We start from the raw sequence: 16,032 nt of genomic DNA, 5'->3' as shown, positions 1-16,032 counted from the left end.
GAAACGGGTGCCATAACGCTCATTCGCTCGTTGTCGCGCCACCAATGTCACGAACCACCACACGTCGGCGGCCAAGCTGTCATGCTCCCGTGTCGGCGAAGTGGCACTCGGCCGTGTGACCCGGTGCGATGGCGACGACGGGCGGCGCCTCGTGGGCGCACACGTCCTGGGCCATGGGACACCGGGTGCGGAACCGGCATCCGCTGGGCAGGGCGAGTGGCGTCGGCGGCTCGCCGCGCAGGACGACGCGTTCGCGGCGCTGTGCGGGGTCCGGGACGGGCGAGGCGGCGAGCAGTGCCCGGGTGTAGGGGTGGCGGGGGTCGTCGAACAGCTCGTCGACGGGCGCGGTCTCGACGATGCGGCCCAGGTACATGACGCCGACCCGCTGGGCCACCTGTCGCACGATCGGCAGGCCGTGCGCGATGAACAGGTAGGTGAGCCCGAGCCGCTCGCGCAGCTCCAGGAGCAGGTTCGTGATCTGTGCCTGGACGGACACGTCGAGTGCCGAGACGGCCTCGTCGGCCAGCACGAGGCTCGGGTCGAGGGCGATCGCGCGGGCGATGCCCACGCGCTGCCGCTGGCCGCCGCTGAGCGCTTTCGGGCGTGCCCCGGCGCGCAAGGGGTCGAGCCCGACGGCGGTGAGCAGCTCGGCGACCCGCTCGGTCAGGGCTGCGCCGCGCAGTCCTTCGAAGACGCGCAGCGGCTCGCCGATGATGTCGCCGACGCGCATGCGCGGGTTGAGCGAGCCGAGCGGGTCCTGGAAGACGACCTGCATGTGCCGTCGGGTTCGGCGCAGCTCCGGGCCCGCGGCCGTGGTGATGTCGCGGCCGTTGAACAGGATCGAGCCCGACGTCGGCTCGGTGAGCCGGACGGCGAGCCTGCCCAGTGTCGATTTGCCGGAGCCGGACTCGCCCACCAGGCCGAACGTCTCGCCGCGGGCCACGTCAAGGCTGACGTCGTCGACCGCCCGCAGGACCCTGGGGCGCGCGAACGGGTTGCTGTCGGTGCGGACCTCGTAGTGCTTCGACACCGACCGAAGCTGGAGGATCGGGTCGCGCACGAGGACCTCGGGCCCCGTTGCGGTGCGGACGGTGACGGCGGTCATCGCAGGGCTCCTTCGGTCGTGGCGGGTGTCTCGGTCGGCTCCGCCGGGTTCCAGCACGCGATGGCGCCGCCGTCGCGCACCTCGAGGGCAGGGTCCTCGTGGGCGCAGCGTTCGTCGGCCCTGGCGCAGCGCGGGTGGAACGCGCATCCGGCCGGAAGCGCTGACGGGTCGGGCACCGACCCGCCGATCATCGGCAGGCGTGCGGGCCGGCGGCCCGCCATCGGCGGGATGGACCCGAGCAGCCCGGCCGTGTACGGGTGGCCGGGGCGGGCGAAGACGCGCACCGGCTCCGCCTCCTCGACCACACGGCCGGCGTACATGACGGCGACCCGGTCGGCGAGGTCGGCGGCGACTCCCATGTCGTGGGTGACCAGCAGCACGGACATGTCCGACTCACGCCGAAGCCGGTCGATCAGCTCCAGGATCTGGGCCTGGATCGTGACGTCCAGCGCCGTGGTCGGCTCGTCGGCGATGAGCAGTGCGGGCCGCGCCAGCAGGGCCATCGCGATCATCACTCGCTGGCACATGCCGCCGGAGAGCTGGTGCGGGTAGGACCGCAGGACCCGCGCGCCGTCGACGATACCGACCTCGGCCAGTGCCTCCAGCATCCGCGCGGTCTCGGCCTTCGGGCTGAGCCGTTCCCTGCGGCGCAGCCCTTCGGTGAGCTGCGAGCGCACGGTGTAGACGGGGTCCAGCGAGCTGAGCGGCTCCTGGAACACCATCGACAGGTCACGGCCGCGCAGGCGCCGCATGGCCTCGGGGTCGAGCCCGAACAGGTCGGTGTCGCCGAACCGCGCGGCGCCGCCCACCCGCATCCGGCGGTCGAGCTGGGTGAGGCCCATGACGGTGCGGGCGGTGACAGACTTGCCGCTGCCGGACTCGCCGACGAGGCAGAGGATCTCGCCGCGCCGCACCCGGAAGGTGGCGTCCCGGACGAGCGGGACGGTGCGGCCGGCCAGGGCGAGGTCGACGCGCACGTGGTCGAGGTCGAGCAGGATCTCGGACGGCATGGTGCCTCCTAGTCGGCGTCGAGCCGGTCGCGCAGCCAGTCGCCGGCGAGGCTGACCGCGATGACGGTGAGGGTGAGGGTGAGGCCCGGCAGGGTGGAGACCCACCACGCGGTGGCGAGGTACGGCTGTCCCTGCGCGAGGAGCTGCCCCCAGTCGGGAATGTCGCTGCGTGGTCCGAGGCCGAGAAAGCTCAGGGACGCCGCGGCGACCACCGAGACGCCGACGGTGACCGTGGCCAGGACGACCGTGGGCGCGAGGGCGTTCGGGAGCACGTGCCGCAGCAGGATGCGCATCGAGGAGAACCCGGCCGACCGCGCGGCCTCGACGTACAGCCGGTTGCGGACCGACATCACCTGGCCTCGCATCACCCGGTAGAAGCCGGGCACGCTCGCGATCCCGACGGCCAGGACGAGGTTGCCGGTCGTCGCGCCGAGCGCCGCGGCGATCACCAGCGCAAGGAGCACGCCGGGGAAGCACATGAGTACGTCCATGACCCGGCCGACCAGCATGTCGGTCCAGCCGCCGAGGTACCCGGCGACCAGGCCGATCAGACCTCCGCACACGGCCCCGAGGGCGGCGGCGCTGATGCCGATCAGCATCGCGGGCCGCGCCCCGTGCACCAGCAGGGTGAACACCGAACGGCCGTAGTGGTCGGTTCCCGCGAACGTCAGGTCCCCCGGGGGCGTGAGGGCGCGCCCGGGCGCGAGCCGGGTGGGGTCGTCCCCGGTCAGGAGGGTGGGCGCGAGCGCGGCGACGAGAACCAGGGCGAGCCACAGGACCGAGGCGCTCAGCACGACGGTGTTGACCGACAGGCCGCCCGGTACGGCGGGCCGCCGCAGCCGCCGGCGGACGGCGTCAACCGACTCCGGGGCGGGACCGGACTGGGCCGTCGTCCCCGGAGCATCCCCGTTCGTCACCCCGGTGACCGGCTCGACGGCGCTCATGCCGGCCCCGCCGATCCGGTCCCGGACAGCTCAGCCGTGGCGGCCGGCTGTGCCTCCGTCGACCCGGAGGCCGGCACCTGCGAGGCCCGCGCCTCCAGCAGGGACCGCAGGAACGGGGGCAGGGAGGCGGGATCGAGCGGCGGGATGGCCGGGAGGGCGTCCGGCTCGAAGGGCGTGCCGCGCGTGATCACGCGGCGCAGGTCGTTCAGCGCGGCGATGTCCTGTGTCGGGTCTCCGCCGACCACCACGACGTCCGCCTCCAGGCCGGGTACCAGCGCGCCGGTGACGCCGTCGACGCCCAGCGTGCGGGCGGCGACGGTGGTCGCGGCGGCGAGCACGTCGCGCGGGGGCATCCCGAACGTCGTCATGGCCTCCAGACCGCCCACGTACCCGTGGTGCGGCGTGTTGTCTATCCCCGCGTCCGTGCTCGCGACGACCGTCGCGCCGGCGCGGTACAGCTCACCGAGCGCCGGCTCCCTGTCGGGCATGAGCTCACGGAAGATCGGCATCCGGAAGTTGCAGGTCGGTGAGACGACGACGTCCGAGGCAGCGATCCGCGCGACCAGCTCCGGGTCGGGCGGGCCGAACCCCTGCTCGGTCTGGAACGAGCAGTGCTCCAGGGAGTCGACCCCCGCGTCGAGGGCCCGCCGGATGCCCTCGGTGCCGTGCGCGTGCGCGGCGACCTTCTTGCCCAGCCGGTGTGCCTCGTCGACGGCGACCCGCAGCTCCTCGGTGGTGAACTGCGCATGCCACGGCGCCGACCCGGCGGTCATGTTCCCTCCGGTGGACATGAGCTTGATGACGTCGACCCCGGCCTTGTGATGGCGCCGCACCATGCGCCGCATCTCCTCCACCGAGTCGACCTCCGCACCCATGAACCAGCAGTGCCCGCCCGTGACGGTGATCGGCGGGCCGGCCGCGACGATCCGTGGCCCGCGGACCGTGCCGGCCGCCACCGCGTCCCGCACGTCGACGTTGAGGTAGTCGCGCGAGCCCAGGTCGCGCGCCGTCGTGACACCGACGCTGAGCAGCCCGCGGGCGTTCGCGAGCATGAGCGCCACCTGCAGGGCGTCGTTCTCGGCCCGCATCCGCGCGACCGGGTCCGGGCCGCCGTCGAAGGCGAGGTGGACATGGGCGTCGATGAGACCGGGCAGGACGGTGGCGTCGCCGTACCGTTCGACGACGGCGCCGTCCGTGGGGAAGCCCTGCTCGGCGAGCTGGTGCTCGGGACCGACCCAAACGATGCGCTCGCCGTCGATGACGACGGCGCCGTGCTCGACCGGGGTGAGGTCCGGCCCGGCCAGGACTCGGTCCGCACTGAGGATTCGCATGATGACCTGCCTTTCAGGCGCGGCTCAGCGACGACCGCACGCGCGGGTCGATGAACGCGTAGGAGATGTCGACCGCGATGTTGATGACGATGTAGATCACGGCGATCACGAGCACCACGCCCTGGATCACCGGGTAGTCGTTGCCGCCGATGGCCTGCACGAGCATCTGGCCGAGCCCCTGCCTGCTGAACACGGCCTCCACGATCACCGCGCCCGCGACGAGCGCCCCGAGCTGCAGGCCGATGACGGTCACGGTGGGGATCACCGCGTTGCGCAGCACGTGCTTCATGACGACCACGCGCGGCCGCAGGCCCTTGGCGTGCAGTGCGCTCACGAACGGGTCGCCCACCACCTCGATCACGCTGTTGCGCACCAGGCGCGTGACGGTGCCGGCCGCGGACAGCCCGAGCGTGAGCGCGGGCAGCACGAGGGACGTGAGCCCGGCGTTGCCGGTCGCGGGGAACCAGCCGAGCTGGAACGAGAACAGCATGATGAGCAGCAGCCCGACCCAGAACGACGGCATCGAGGTGCTGACCAGGCTGAGCACCCGGATCGCGCTGTCGGCCGCGCCGTCGCGCCGCAGGGCCGCGAACGAGCCGAGCAGGATCCCCGTGACCGCCGAGACCAGGGCGGCGGCCACGGCGAGCTGCAGGGTCGGCGCGATCTGCTGCGCGATCATCGCCGACACGGGCTGGCGTGTCGCGTACGACGTGCCGAGGTCGCCCGCCAGGGCACTCGTGAGGAACGTCCAGTACTGCTGCCACACGGGCTGGTCGAGACCGAACTGCTCGCGCAGGCCGGCGACCAGCTCCGGGGTGGCGGGTGACCCCGCGAGGATCGCGGCGACGGGGTCACCCGGCAGCAGCCGGAGCGCGACGAACAGGATGACCGTCACCCCGAGCATCGTCGGGACGGCCGCGACGACCCGCTTTCCGATGACGAAACCCATGACTAGTCCTGAGTCAGGGAGGCGTCGTAGAAGACGGGGTAGCCCTCGGCGTCGAACCGCAGCCCGGTCAGGCCGTTCAGGACCACCGTGTAGGTGGGTACGTAGACCGGGATCGAGCGGACCTGCTCGACGACGGCGTCCTGGGCCTGCGTGTAGACGTCGACCCGGCCCGCGTCGTCGAGCGTGCTCTGCCCCCGCGCCAGCAGGTCGGTGAGGTCCGGCTCGTCGGTGTGGCTGAGGTTGAACCCGGTCCGGCCGGGCTCCGGGATGAACGCCGGGTCGTACATCTGGTACATCACGTTCGGGTCCACGGCCACGAGACTGAGGCCCATGATGTCGTAGTCCCCGGACTGCTGCCGGCTCTGCAGCGGTCCGACCTGCTCGAAGACCGTCTCGACGTCGAAGCCGACGTCCTCGAGGTTCTCCTCGAAGAGCGTGGCGAAGTCCTGCCGCTTCTCGCGGTTCGGCGTGCCCTCGAGGTACGTCACCGTCAGGCGCTCGCCGTCGCGTTCGCGCACCCCGTCCGGCCCTTCGACCCAGCCGGCCTCGTCGAGCGCCGTGGCAGCGGCCTGTGGGTCGAACGCGAACGAGCCTTCGAGCCCTGCGTCGTACCCGATGGTCGTCGGGGCGAGCGGACCCCAGGCCCGGTCGACGACCCCGAGGTAGAGCGCCTGGACGGCCGCGTCGATGTCGAGGGCCGAGCGGGCCGCCGCGCGGACCGCCGGATCGTCGAACGGCGGCCGCGCGGTGTTGAGGTGGAGCTGGTAGGGCGCGCCCGACTGCTGCTGGGTGATCATCTCCAGGGACGGGTCGGCCTCGACGGCGGCGGCCTCCTCGGCAGGCACGCCGCTCGCGCCCTGGACACCGGCGCTGCGCACCGATCCCATGCGCACGGTCGCGTCCGGCACGATCTGGAAGGTCAGGGTCTCCAGGTACGCCGGGCCCGAGTGGCCGGCATTACCGGGCGCCCAGTCGTAGTCGTCGTTCCGCTGGAGCACCACGCGGTCGTTGGGTGTGTAGGACTCGAACGTGAAGGGCCCCGACCCGACCGGCGCCAGCGTGTAGTCGGCCGGGTCGGCGGCGGCCGCGGCGGTGGGGGAGTTGATCCCGAGGAACGGCGAGGTGAGCTGGTTCAGGAACGGCGCGTAGGGCGTCGTCAGAGTGACGACGGCGGTCGTCGGGTCGGGCGCCGCGCACGAGTCGTACGGCCCGATGAGCCCGATGGCATAGATCGAGCCCGTGTCCGGGTCCTTGATCCGGTCGAGGTTGAAGCACACGGCGTCGGCGTCGAACGCGGTCCCGTCGTGGAACGTCACGTCGTCGCGGACGGTGAACGTGTACGTGAGCCCGTCGTCGCTCACCTCCCAGTCGGTCGCCAGCCACGGCTGGATCTCGCCGTCGCCGTCGAGGTAGAGCAGCGAGTCGAAGACCTGACGCATCACGCGCGCGTCCTGAGCCGCCGGCGTGACGTTGGGGTCGAAGCCGAAGAACGGTGAGTCGACGGCGAACGTCGCCGCACCGCCGGCGACCGGCTCCTGCGGTGCGCCGGCCTCACCGGCGCTGCCGCCACCGCCGGAACAGGCGGCGAGCACGGCCGTGACCGCGAGCGCCGCGGCGCCAGGGACTGCGCCATCTGCAGGTCGCCGCGGTGCGGGTCTCGGGCGTGCGGTGCTTCTCATGGCTCTCCTCCGGGTACGGATGAAGCCCGGGAGAGGTCCAGACTTCAACAGGCCGTTGACGAATGCAGGGGAGCCTAGGAGCGGCGCGCGCGGAGGGTCAATGGTCAGTGGCGGCTCCGTAACGTAGTATTTACGTCCGAAACGGGCGTGAAGGCGGGCGTCGTTCGGGCTTTTCCTCAGGTTTCTGCAGGTTGTGCGGCCCGGGGTGCGGCCGCGGGAGCCGAGTCCCCGACTCAACAAGTGATGTAAGAAGGTGCAACGATCAGTTGACATGCCTGTCACAACCCGGTGGCAGGCTGACCGCTGGCGCGTCGGCCGTGCTGCCCGCGCGCCGAGAGCATGTGTGGAGGATCCGTGACCCAGAGGACATCGAGCGACCGGCCTGTGTCGCTTCCTGCCTCGTTCGAACCGCCCGCGCCGTCGATCGACGGCGAGCGGCTCATCGCCGTCTTCTCGGACGTCGTCCAGCTCATCGGCCAGGCGTTGCCGGTGTCGAGCGAGGTGGTGCTGCACGACCTGTCGCGTCTGCCGGACTCGATCGTCGCGGTGCACGGTGATGTCACCGGTCGGCGCAAGGGCGACCCCGCTACCGACCTGCTGCTCGAGGAGGCCATGACCGGTTTCGCCAACCAGCACCTCGGCTACGAGACCGTCCTGCCCGACGGCCGGCGGCTGACGTCCTCGACGATGATCATCCGTGACGTGGCCGGCGTGCCGGTCGCCGCGCTGTGCATCAACACGGACGTCTCCTCGTGGGTCGCCGTCCGGAAGATCGCCGAGAGCATGCTTGGCTCGGTGGTTCCCGCCGAGCCGTCGGTCTCGGACGGGCCCGCGCAGACCCCCGAGGTGTTCGTGCGCGACGTCGACGAGCTCGCCGCGCACCTCATCCACCAGGCGATCGCCGACTGCGACGTCCCGGTGGAGCGCATGAAGAAGGAGCACAAGATCGAGATCGTCCAGAAGCTCAAGGCCCGCGGGATGTTCCTGCTCCGGGACGCCGTCGAGATGATCGCCGAGTCCCTCCAGGTCAGCCGCTTCACGATCTACAACTACCTGAACGAGATCGGTGACACCGAGGCCGAGGGCTCGCCCCGGCGTTCGGCGTCCGCACGTACCACGAGAGGAACGCGCCAGACATGAGCCCAGACGACCTCGACGCCATCTCCGTCGACGACCTGCGCGCCCGCGGGGGCATCAAGTGGTCCACCTATCCCGACAGCATCGGCGCGTTCGTCGCCGAGATGGACTTCGGGGTCGCACCAGGGATCGCGCGCGCCCTGCACACCGCCGTCGACGACGCGCAGTTCGGCTATCTGCCGCCCAGCCTGGTCACCGCGATGTCCGAAGCCGTGGCGCAGTGGTACGCCCGGTTCTACGGCTGGGAGCTCTCGCCCGACCGGATCCGTCCACTGCCCGACGTCGTCAAGGGCCTCGAGGTCGCCATGGAGCACTTCTGCGGAGCGGGCCGGAAGGTCATCGTGACCACGCCGGCCTACATGCCGTTCCTGCGGATCCCCGAGCTGTTCGGCCGAGAGACCATCCAGGTTCCGATGCTGCACGACGACGGCGTGTGGCGCCTCGACCTGGACGGGATCGACCGCGCGTTCGCCGACGGCGGTGGCCTGCTCGTGCTGTGCAACCCGTACAACCCGCTGGGGCGGGTGTTCACCCGCGAGGAGCTCGAACCCCTCGCCGAGGTCGTGGAGCGGCACGGGGGGCGGGTGTTCTCCGACGAGATCCACGCGCCGCTGGTCTACCCCGGGGCGCGGCACGTGCCGTACGCCTCCGTGTCGGAGGCCGCCGCCGGGCACACGGTGACGGCGGCCTCGGCGTCGAAGGCCTGGAACCTGCCCGGCCTGAAGTGCGCGCAGCTCCTGCTTTCCAACGACGCCGACGCGGCACTCTGGGAGAAGGTCGGGTTCATGGCCGAGCACGGGGCCGCCAACCTCGGCGTCATCGCGAACACCGCGGCGTTCAGCTCGGGGCACCAGTGGCTCGAGGAGATCGTCACCTACCTGGACGGTAACCGCAGGCTGCTGGCGGACCTGGTCACCGAGCACCTGTCCGGCGTCGGGTACACCCCGCCCGAGGGCACGTATCTCGCCTGGCTCGACTGCCGCGAGCTCGGCCTCGGCGATGAGCCGGGCGAGTTCTTCCGCGAGCGGGCGGGCGTGGCGCTGGTGGACGGCGTCGCCTGCGGCGAACCCGGTTTCGTCCGCCTGAACTTCGCCCTCCCGCGCCCGCTGCTCGAACGAGCCGTCGCGCAGATGGGCTCGGCGCTCGCGCTGCGACGGTGACCAAGCGCGCGTGGTCGGGTCTCGCCGTCTCGTGAGCACTCGTAGCCCGGCACTGTTGCCGAAAGCCAGCCGGTCGACGGTGTCAGGCTCGAGCGGTGGAGGCGCGTGGGATGAGCGTGGGTAGTGCGCGCCGCAGCGGTGTGTCGGGTGTTGTGCCGCTCAGGAGCATCTCGAGGGCGGTGGTGGCGATCTGCTCGAACGGGGTGTGGACCGAGGTGAGGGGGACCGGCAGGCGGGATGCGAGCGGTATGTCGTTGTAGCCGACGATCGAGACGTCGCGGCCGGGTTCGAGCCCGAGGGCGTGCGCGGCGCTGAGCACGCCGACGGCGAGGTTGTCGTTCGCGGCGAAGATCGCTGTGGGTCGGTCGGCGCTGTCCAGGAGCGTGCGTCCGCTGCTGATGCCGTCGTCGATCCCGTACCCGACGGACAGGACGCGTTCGTCGCTGACGGTGAGCCCGGCCTCGGCGAGCGCGCGTTCGGCGCCGGCTCGCCGGTCCTGGCCGCTGGAGGTGAACCACGGTCCGGTGACGACGGCGATCTCCCGGTGTCCCAGGTCGACCAGGTGCCGGACGGCGAGGTAGCCGCCGGTCTCGTCGTCCCCGAGGGACGACGGGCTGACGCGGTCGGTGCGCAGGACGAGCACGTGCGGGACGGCGCGTTCGCGCAGCGACGCGGGCAGGGAGTCGTCGATCCGGGCAGTGGCCAGCAGGACGCCGTCCACGTTGCGGTCCAGGAGGGTCTCGGTGGCGCGGCGCTCCTCGTCTGGGTCGTCGCCGCAGGTGGCGACGACGGCGAAGTGCCCGCGCTGTCGCGCGGCCCGCTCGATGGCCTCGAACATCTGGGCCATGACGGCGTCCGTGAGCCGCGGGACCAGGACCCCGATAGTGCCGGTCGCGCCGCGCCGCAGGTTGGCCGCGACGGCGTTCCTGCGGTACCCGAGCTCTTCGGCGGCGCTGCGTACCCGCTCGGCGGTCGCCGATCGTGAGGGTGGCGTGCGGTCGTCGAGGACCCGGGAAGCGGTGGACACGCTGACCCCGGCTGCCTCCGCGACATCGCGGAGGGTCACTGCCTGTCGGTCCGTTCGAGCGCCCATCGAACCTCTTCTCGTGCGGCGGCCCGCGCGGCCGGCGTCCGGTCGGTGCGCGGGGGTTGACTCGGTCCAGGACTGTCAGCATACTTGCAATCGTTGTTGCAAACGTTCCCGAGAACGTTCCCATGTTGTCGTGGGCCAGCGGCAACCTGATGCAGAGGAGTACCGCGATGACGCTTGACCTCCGTGGGCTGAGCCCCGCCCCTGTCACTCCGTTCACGCCCGACGGTGACGTGGACTTCGACGCGATCCACCGGCTCGGCGGCTGGCTCGGTTCGATCGACGGCGTCAAGAGCCTCGTGGTGCTCGGACACGCGGGGGAGGGCACGTTCCTGACGGTCGACGAGCAGCTCGCCGTCATCCGCGCGTTCGTGGAGTCGACCGACGGCCGGGTTCCGGTCGTCGCGGGGATCACCGGCGAGGGCAACAAAGTCGCGGCGCTGGAGGCCAGGCGTGCGGTCGAGGCCGGTGCGGTCGCGGGCCTGGTCTACCCCTCGCACGGCTGGCTGAGGTTCGGGTACCAGAAGGGTGCCCCGCAGACCCGGTACCGGGCGATCCATGAGGAGAGCGGGCTCCCGTTGATCCTCTTCCAGTACCCGGACAACACCAAGGCGACCTACGATCTCGACACCCAGCTCGAGATCGCCGGGCAGGAGGGCGTGTTCGCGACCAAGAACGGTGTGCGGAACATGCGCCGGTGGTACACCGAGATCCCCGCGCTCCGTGCCGCGCACCCGGACCTGCAGATCCTGTCCTGCCACGACGAGTACCTGCTGCCGACCATGTTCGACGTCGACGGCCTGCTCGTCGGGTACGGCAACATCGCGCCCGAGCTGCTCGTCGAGCTCATCGAGGCGGGCAAGGCGCAGGACTACCCGCGCGCCCACGCGATCCACGAGCGTCTCCTGCCGGTCACGAAGAACGTCTACCACCGCGGCTCGCACATGGAGGGGACCGTCGCCCTCAAGTGGGGTCTGGTGCACCGCGGCATCCTGGACCACGCCACGGTGCGGACCCCGCTGCTGCCGCTGCCGGACGGCGCCGACGCGGAGATCGCCGCGGCGTTCGACGCGGCCGAGATCGGCCGAGCGGTCGTAGCCGCGTAGGTCCACTCGCCGGTGAGGTGCGTTCACCGCGGAACGCGCCTCACCGGACCCGGCGCGACATATGCGAGAACGACGCGAGGCATATGGTCAACGAAGACGCGCGCCGGAGTACGCACTCCAACGAAGGAGGCCCGCCATGGGCGAGCGCAGCACCACCCCTCACGCATCAACCCCTGGAGCCGGGCTCGGCGGCGTGTCGCCGAGTGTCGTCCGGTCGGTCGCCGAGTCGCGCAGGACGCGCCGTGGCTTCTGGCAGCAGCTGCTCCTGATCGGCCCCGCCTTCGTCGCGGGCGCCTGGCAGTTCGGTCCGGGCAACCTCACCACGGCCGTACAGGCCGGTGGCGCCTACCAGTACACCCTGATCTGGGTGATCGTCGTCTCGACGGTACTGATGATCTTCCTGACCGACATGAGCGTCCGCCTGGGCATCAAGACGCCGGTCTCGCTGATCGCCTCCATCAAGGACCACCTCGGCGGGCCCGTCGGCGTGATCGCCGGCGTCGGCGTGTTCCTGATCTCGCTCTGCTTCTCGGTCGGCAACGCCGTCGGCTCGGGACTGGGGCTGTCCATGCTGTTCGGTGGCAGCCCGGTGCTGTGGACCGTCGTCTGCACGATCGCGGTGGGCGCGCTCCTGCTGCTGCGCAACGTCTACCGCGCCATCGAGAAGGTGCTCGTCGCGATCGTCGCGCTCATGGCCGTCGCCTTCGTCGTGAGCGCCATCGTCGCCCACCCGGACTGGACCCAGGCCGCCACCGGTCTCGTGCCAGCGGTGCCGGACGACGCGTGGCTGCTGATCGTCGCTCTCGTCGGAACGAACTTCAGCATCAACGCCGCGTTCTACACGGCCTACGGTGCCAAGGAGCGCGGACGGAGCGAGGGCGACTACCGCGACGCGACTCTCGTCGACACGATCCCCGGGATCGTCGCCCCGGGCATCATGACCGCCCTCGTCATCGTCGTGGCCGCGGCGGTCCTGGGCAAGACCGGCGAGTCGGCCGCGACGATGGTCGACCTGGCCGGCGTCTTCGAACCGCTCGCCGGCCCCGTCGGCTCCACCATCTTCGCGCTCGGTTTCTTCGGAGCGGCGTTCTCCTCCATGATCGCCAACGCGACCGCCGGCGGCACGATGCTCTCGGACGGTCTGGGCCGGGGCGCCTCGTCGAGCTCCGGAGCGGCGAGGACCGTCAGCGCGGTCATCCTCGCGTTCGGCGTCGGCGTCACCCTGATCTTCCAGGCGGCACCGGTACAGCTCATCGTCACCGCCCAGGCCCTCACCGTGTTCGTCGCGCCCGTCCTGGCGACCCTGATCATCGTCATGGCGAACCGCGGCGGACTGATGGGGGACATGCGCAACCGCTGGTGGCAGAACCTGTTCGGCGTCATCGGCCTGGTCGCCGTGGTCGCGCTCTCCGTCAGGCTGGCCCTGAGCCTGCTCGCCGGCTAGCTCGCTCCGAGCGGGACGGCCCACGGCGGGCCCGGCCTGATCGGAGTGGCGTCCGGGGTCAGGGACGGACCGTCACGGACTGCCCGGGGCACAGTCGGATTCGCTGGCTCCAGGACCCGGCTCGTACCTCGGTCTCGGTGCCGTGCCGTTGCCGTTGTTGTCCGCTTGCCCGTGGAACCCGAGATCCGTTGCCGTGGGCCGTAGCGGTGGTGCTGCGGATGCTCAGACCGTTCGCGCCGCCGCCGCGGCTGGTACCTGTGTGCCTGCGGTGTAGAGCTGGGCGAGGAACGCACTGTGCTCGGCCTGGCCGGCGTATCCGGCACTGTCCCGGACGCAGTCGGGGCACCAGTGGCCGGCAGTGAGGACGAGGCGCGGGCTGGCGGCGAAGACGTGTCCGAGGGCGCAGCGCCACACCAGTGGCATCGCGGTGGCTCCGATGGTGACGTCGGTGGAGAGGAGCTCGCCGCCGCGGAACGTGGCGGCCTCCTGGTAGTCCCCGGCGTTCCACTGGGCGTGGGGCTTGGACTCGTCGTACCCGTGGTCGAGCAGGACGGGGGCGCGCGACGGTTCTGGAACGGTGAACGTGGACCAGTCGCCGATCGCCCGCCACTGTTCGAGTGACCCGAAGTGCGCAGCGATCTCCTCGCGGTTGCCTCGGCGGACCGCTGCCATCGTTCCGCGCGGCCTCCGGGTGATGGGCTTCATGACCAGGTTCTTCACGATCCATGCGGGTACCTTGCCCGCCGAGCGCACGGCGGGCGGGAGGGTCGCGACGGCGCGGTCCATCGCTGCCTCGAACGTGTCCTGGCGGAACGGCACGAGCTCGTGCAGCCGGTCGCTGTCGGTGTACCACTGGCCGTGGAAGTTACCGGTGGCGAACCAGTTGCGGTCGTACCAGGCGCGCACGTCCGTGACGCCGAGTGCTCCGCTGATCGCGGTCTGCAGCTGCCAGTTCGTCAGGCGCCATCCCTCGCCGCCGCCGATGTTGTAGATACCGCCCCAGAGCTCGTCGGGGACGTCGGCCTCGGCGATGCCGGCGAGCAGGCGGGCGGAGTCCTCGGCGGAGGCCCACTCCATGACGCCGCCGAGTGTCGAGTGGGTCATGATCGGGTCGCGGATCTCCAGCATCCCAGGGTGGAAGATGCCGGTCTGCCGCAGCCACGCCCACTTCGGCAACCCCGACTCCACCAGGAGCTTCTCGGCGATGACCTTGGTCTGCCCGTACTCGTCGAACTGGGAGACTCGGACCGGGTCCCCGACCCGTCCCCAGTGGTGTGGTGGCGTGCGGTCGCCGGTCTCGGCGACCGAGCCGACGCCGACCACCGCGGTCGCGGCGGGGTCGGGCAGCGCCTTCACGGCCCGGATGATGTTCTGCATGCTGCCGATGTTGACGCGGTGCGCGAGTCGGGGCTGCTGGTCGGCGAGCGGGGACACGACCGCTCCGACGTGGAGCACGATGTCGACGTCCTCGATCGCGCGGGCCACGTCGGCGTAGCTGGTCAGGTCGCCCCAGAAGACGTCGAGGTTGTCCATGTCCGCGAACTCGGCGAGCGCGGCGCGGTCGGTCTCGGTGGGCAGCGCGAACGCGCGGACCTGGACCCGGTCCCTGGTGCGCAGCTCGCGCAGCGCGGCGCGGCCCCAGTTGCCCGTGGCGCCGGTCAGGAGCACGGTACGGCGAGTGGTGCTGGTCATCGAACTTCCTTCTCGCGGTGCGTGGTGAGCCGGTCGGCGAGCAACCGGATGCCTTCGTCGAAGTGCGTGGTGCCGGGCCGGTCCAGGAACCCGTGTCGGGAACCTGGTACGACGTGGCGCGCGACCGGTACGTGGGCGGTGGCGAGCTCGGCGGCGAACCCTTCGCCGGAGGAGCGCAGCGTGTCGCGGTCGGCGTCCACGAGCAGGGTTGGTGGCATCCCCGTCAGGTCGTGGCCCCCGGGGGAAGAGTCTAGGTGTCACCACTAGCGCGCGCAAGCAGCCCGGAAGGAGATACCGCGCCCGTGGTACGTTGATCGGCATAGCGCGCGCTAGGAGGTACCGCCACGGTGCAGCCGACAAGGAACTGGAGGCCGTGATGCCCACGGAGGCTCGGGTGACCAAGCGGGTCACCGCGGCCGACGTGGCTCGTTCGTTGGGTATCTCCCGGGCCACCGTCGGGTTCGTGCTGAACAACACCCCGGGTCAGACCATCTCCGAGGCAACGCGCCGCCGGGTGATCGACGAGGCGAGCCGCCTGGGTTACCGGCCGCACCAGGCCGCTCGGGCGCTGGCGAGCGGGCAGAGCCGCATCGTCCTGCTGGTCCTGCCGGACTGGCCCATCGACTACAGCATGCGCGTCCACCTCGACGAGGCGACGCATGTGCTGGACGACGCCGGCTACACCCTGGTCACCACGACCATCCACCCGGGCGGCCGGGCGCGGCCCTTGTGGGAGACGCTGACCCCTGACGTCGTCATGGGGATGATGCCGTTCAGCACCGAGGACCTGGAGGGGATCCGGCGCAGTGGTGCCCCGTACGTCGTCCCTGACGGTTCGGAGGCGCAGGGCGGCGCCTACGGGAACCTCGGCTTCGCGGACGGCCCACGGCTGCAGGTCGAGCACCTCCTCGAGCGTGGCAGCCGCCGTATCGCGTTCGCGGGGTCGACCGAACCGCGCGTCGCCGACCTCGTCGATCAGCGTAGAGCACTTGCCCGGCAGACCGTCCGCTCGGCGACCGGAGATGACTTGGTGGCCGACGCCGACATCGACGCCTCGTCCGCCGGCGCAGTGGTGCAGGAGTGGGTGCGGCGCGGTGTGGACGGCATCGTGGCGTACAACGACGACGTCGCCGCGATGGTCACGGGTGCCGCACTGCGGGCAGGTATCGACATCCCTGGGCGGCTGGCCGTCGTGGGCCATGACGACACGCCGCTGGCCGCGCTGTTCTACCCGGCGCTGTCGAGCGTCCGTGTCGACAGTGCGGGGCTCGGCCGGTATCTCGCGGAGCTCGCGCTCCACACGATCGCCGGCGCGGCCCTGCCCCAGGCCGGCCCGGAGGGCACGGCCGTGCTCGTCCGCCGCGAGACGACGTAGGGTTCCGGGC

At 71.3% G+C, this 16,032-nt stretch carries 14 protein-coding genes; 5 read left to right on the top strand and 9 right to left on the bottom strand.

Translation table 11 applies throughout. The features are described from left to right. Window positions 1-79: 79 nt before the first annotated feature. From AC0QU1_RS17705 to AC0QU1_RS17680, 6 genes are read right to left on the bottom strand one after another with little or no spacing between them, the layout of a single operon-like run. Window positions 80-1,105, bottom strand: a complete 1,026-nt coding sequence (locus AC0QU1_RS17705; RefSeq protein ID WP_483571124.1) for an ABC transporter ATP-binding protein — start codon at window positions 1,103-1,105, stop codon at window positions 80-82. Next, a complete protein-coding gene (locus AC0QU1_RS17700; RefSeq protein ID WP_483571122.1) occupies window positions 1,102-2,115 on the bottom strand; it encodes an ABC transporter ATP-binding protein in 1,014 nt (337 codons plus the stop codon). Before AC0QU1_RS17700 ends, AC0QU1_RS17705 begins: the two co-directional genes overlap by 4 nt. Window positions 2,116-2,123: 8 nt before the next feature. Next, complete coding sequence (locus AC0QU1_RS17695) at window positions 2,124-3,059, bottom strand: ABC transporter permease (protein WP_483571120.1); 936 nt, start codon at window positions 3,057-3,059, stop codon at window positions 2,124-2,126. Then, window positions 3,056-4,390 (bottom strand): metal-dependent hydrolase family protein, encoded by a 1,335-nt coding sequence (locus AC0QU1_RS17690; RefSeq protein WP_483571118.1) that lies wholly within the window; start codon window positions 4,388-4,390, stop codon window positions 3,056-3,058. The genes AC0QU1_RS17695 and AC0QU1_RS17690 overlap by 4 nt, the downstream gene beginning before the upstream one ends. A 13-nt stretch (window positions 4,391-4,403) precedes the next feature. Next, window positions 4,404-5,339 (bottom strand): ABC transporter permease, encoded by a 936-nt coding sequence (locus AC0QU1_RS17685; RefSeq protein ID WP_483571116.1) that lies wholly within the window; start codon window positions 5,337-5,339, stop codon window positions 4,404-4,406. Window positions 5,340-5,341: 2 nt separating this feature from the next. Then, entirely contained in the window at window positions 5,342-6,931 is a 1,590-nt protein-coding gene (locus AC0QU1_RS17680) for an ABC transporter substrate-binding protein (RefSeq protein ID WP_483616259.1), read from the bottom strand. Window positions 6,932-7,372: 441 nt separating this feature from the next. On the opposite strand from AC0QU1_RS17680, the gene AC0QU1_RS17675 reads away from it, so the two are divergent. Together AC0QU1_RS17675 and AC0QU1_RS17670 are read left to right on the top strand one after the other, a co-directional pair. Next, window positions 7,373-8,158 (top strand): helix-turn-helix transcriptional regulator, encoded by a 786-nt coding sequence (locus AC0QU1_RS17675; protein WP_483571112.1) that lies wholly within the window; start codon window positions 7,373-7,375, stop codon window positions 8,156-8,158. Then, complete coding sequence (locus AC0QU1_RS17670) at window positions 8,155-9,315, top strand: MalY/PatB family protein (RefSeq protein WP_483571110.1); 1,161 nt, start codon at window positions 8,155-8,157, stop codon at window positions 9,313-9,315. Before AC0QU1_RS17675 ends, AC0QU1_RS17670 begins: the two co-directional genes overlap by 4 nt. 82 nt (window positions 9,316-9,397) lie before the next feature. Here AC0QU1_RS17670 and AC0QU1_RS17665 read toward each other — a convergent pair whose 3' ends face one another. Beyond that, on the bottom strand, window positions 9,398-10,408 hold the full coding sequence (locus tag AC0QU1_RS17665) for a LacI family DNA-binding transcriptional regulator (protein WP_483571108.1): 1,011 nt from the start codon (window positions 10,406-10,408) through the stop codon (window positions 9,398-9,400). 167 nt (window positions 10,409-10,575) lie between these two features. Here AC0QU1_RS17665 and AC0QU1_RS17660 point away from each other — a divergent pair, with 167 nt between their 5' ends. Both AC0QU1_RS17660 and AC0QU1_RS17655 read left to right on the top strand, forming a co-directional pair. After that, window positions 10,576-11,511 carry a dihydrodipicolinate synthase family protein gene (locus tag AC0QU1_RS17660; protein WP_483571106.1) on the top strand — a complete coding sequence of 312 codons (936 nt, stop codon included), beginning with the start codon at window positions 10,576-10,578 and terminating at the stop codon, window positions 11,509-11,511. Window positions 11,512-11,647: 136 nt separating this feature from the next. Further along, window positions 11,648-12,955, top strand: coding sequence for an Nramp family divalent metal transporter (locus AC0QU1_RS17655; RefSeq protein WP_483571104.1), 1,308 nt, complete (start codon window positions 11,648-11,650; stop codon window positions 12,953-12,955). 222 nt (window positions 12,956-13,177) lie between these two features. On the opposite strand, the gene AC0QU1_RS17650 is transcribed toward AC0QU1_RS17655, so the two are convergent. Both AC0QU1_RS17650 and AC0QU1_RS17645 read right to left on the bottom strand, forming a co-directional pair. Beyond that, window positions 13,178-14,647 (bottom strand): NAD-dependent epimerase/dehydratase family protein, encoded by a 1,470-nt coding sequence (locus tag AC0QU1_RS17650; protein ID WP_483571102.1) that lies wholly within the window; start codon window positions 14,645-14,647, stop codon window positions 13,178-13,180. Then, on the bottom strand, window positions 14,644-14,865 hold the full coding sequence (locus AC0QU1_RS17645; RefSeq protein WP_483616257.1) for an alpha/beta hydrolase: 222 nt from the start codon (window positions 14,863-14,865) through the stop codon (window positions 14,644-14,646). Before AC0QU1_RS17645 ends, AC0QU1_RS17650 begins: the two co-directional genes overlap by 4 nt. Before the next feature lie 158 nt (window positions 14,866-15,023). Here AC0QU1_RS17645 and AC0QU1_RS17640 point away from each other — a divergent pair, with 158 nt between their 5' ends. After that, window positions 15,024-16,022: a LacI family DNA-binding transcriptional regulator gene (locus AC0QU1_RS17640; protein ID WP_483571100.1), complete on the top strand. Its 999-nt coding sequence runs from the start codon at window positions 15,024-15,026 to the stop codon at window positions 16,020-16,022. Window positions 16,023-16,032 lie beyond the last annotated feature (10 nt).

It is taken from the genome of Promicromonospora noduliphila, from assembly GCF_056951025.1.
This window is presented reverse-complemented; position numbering and strand designations above follow the sequence as displayed.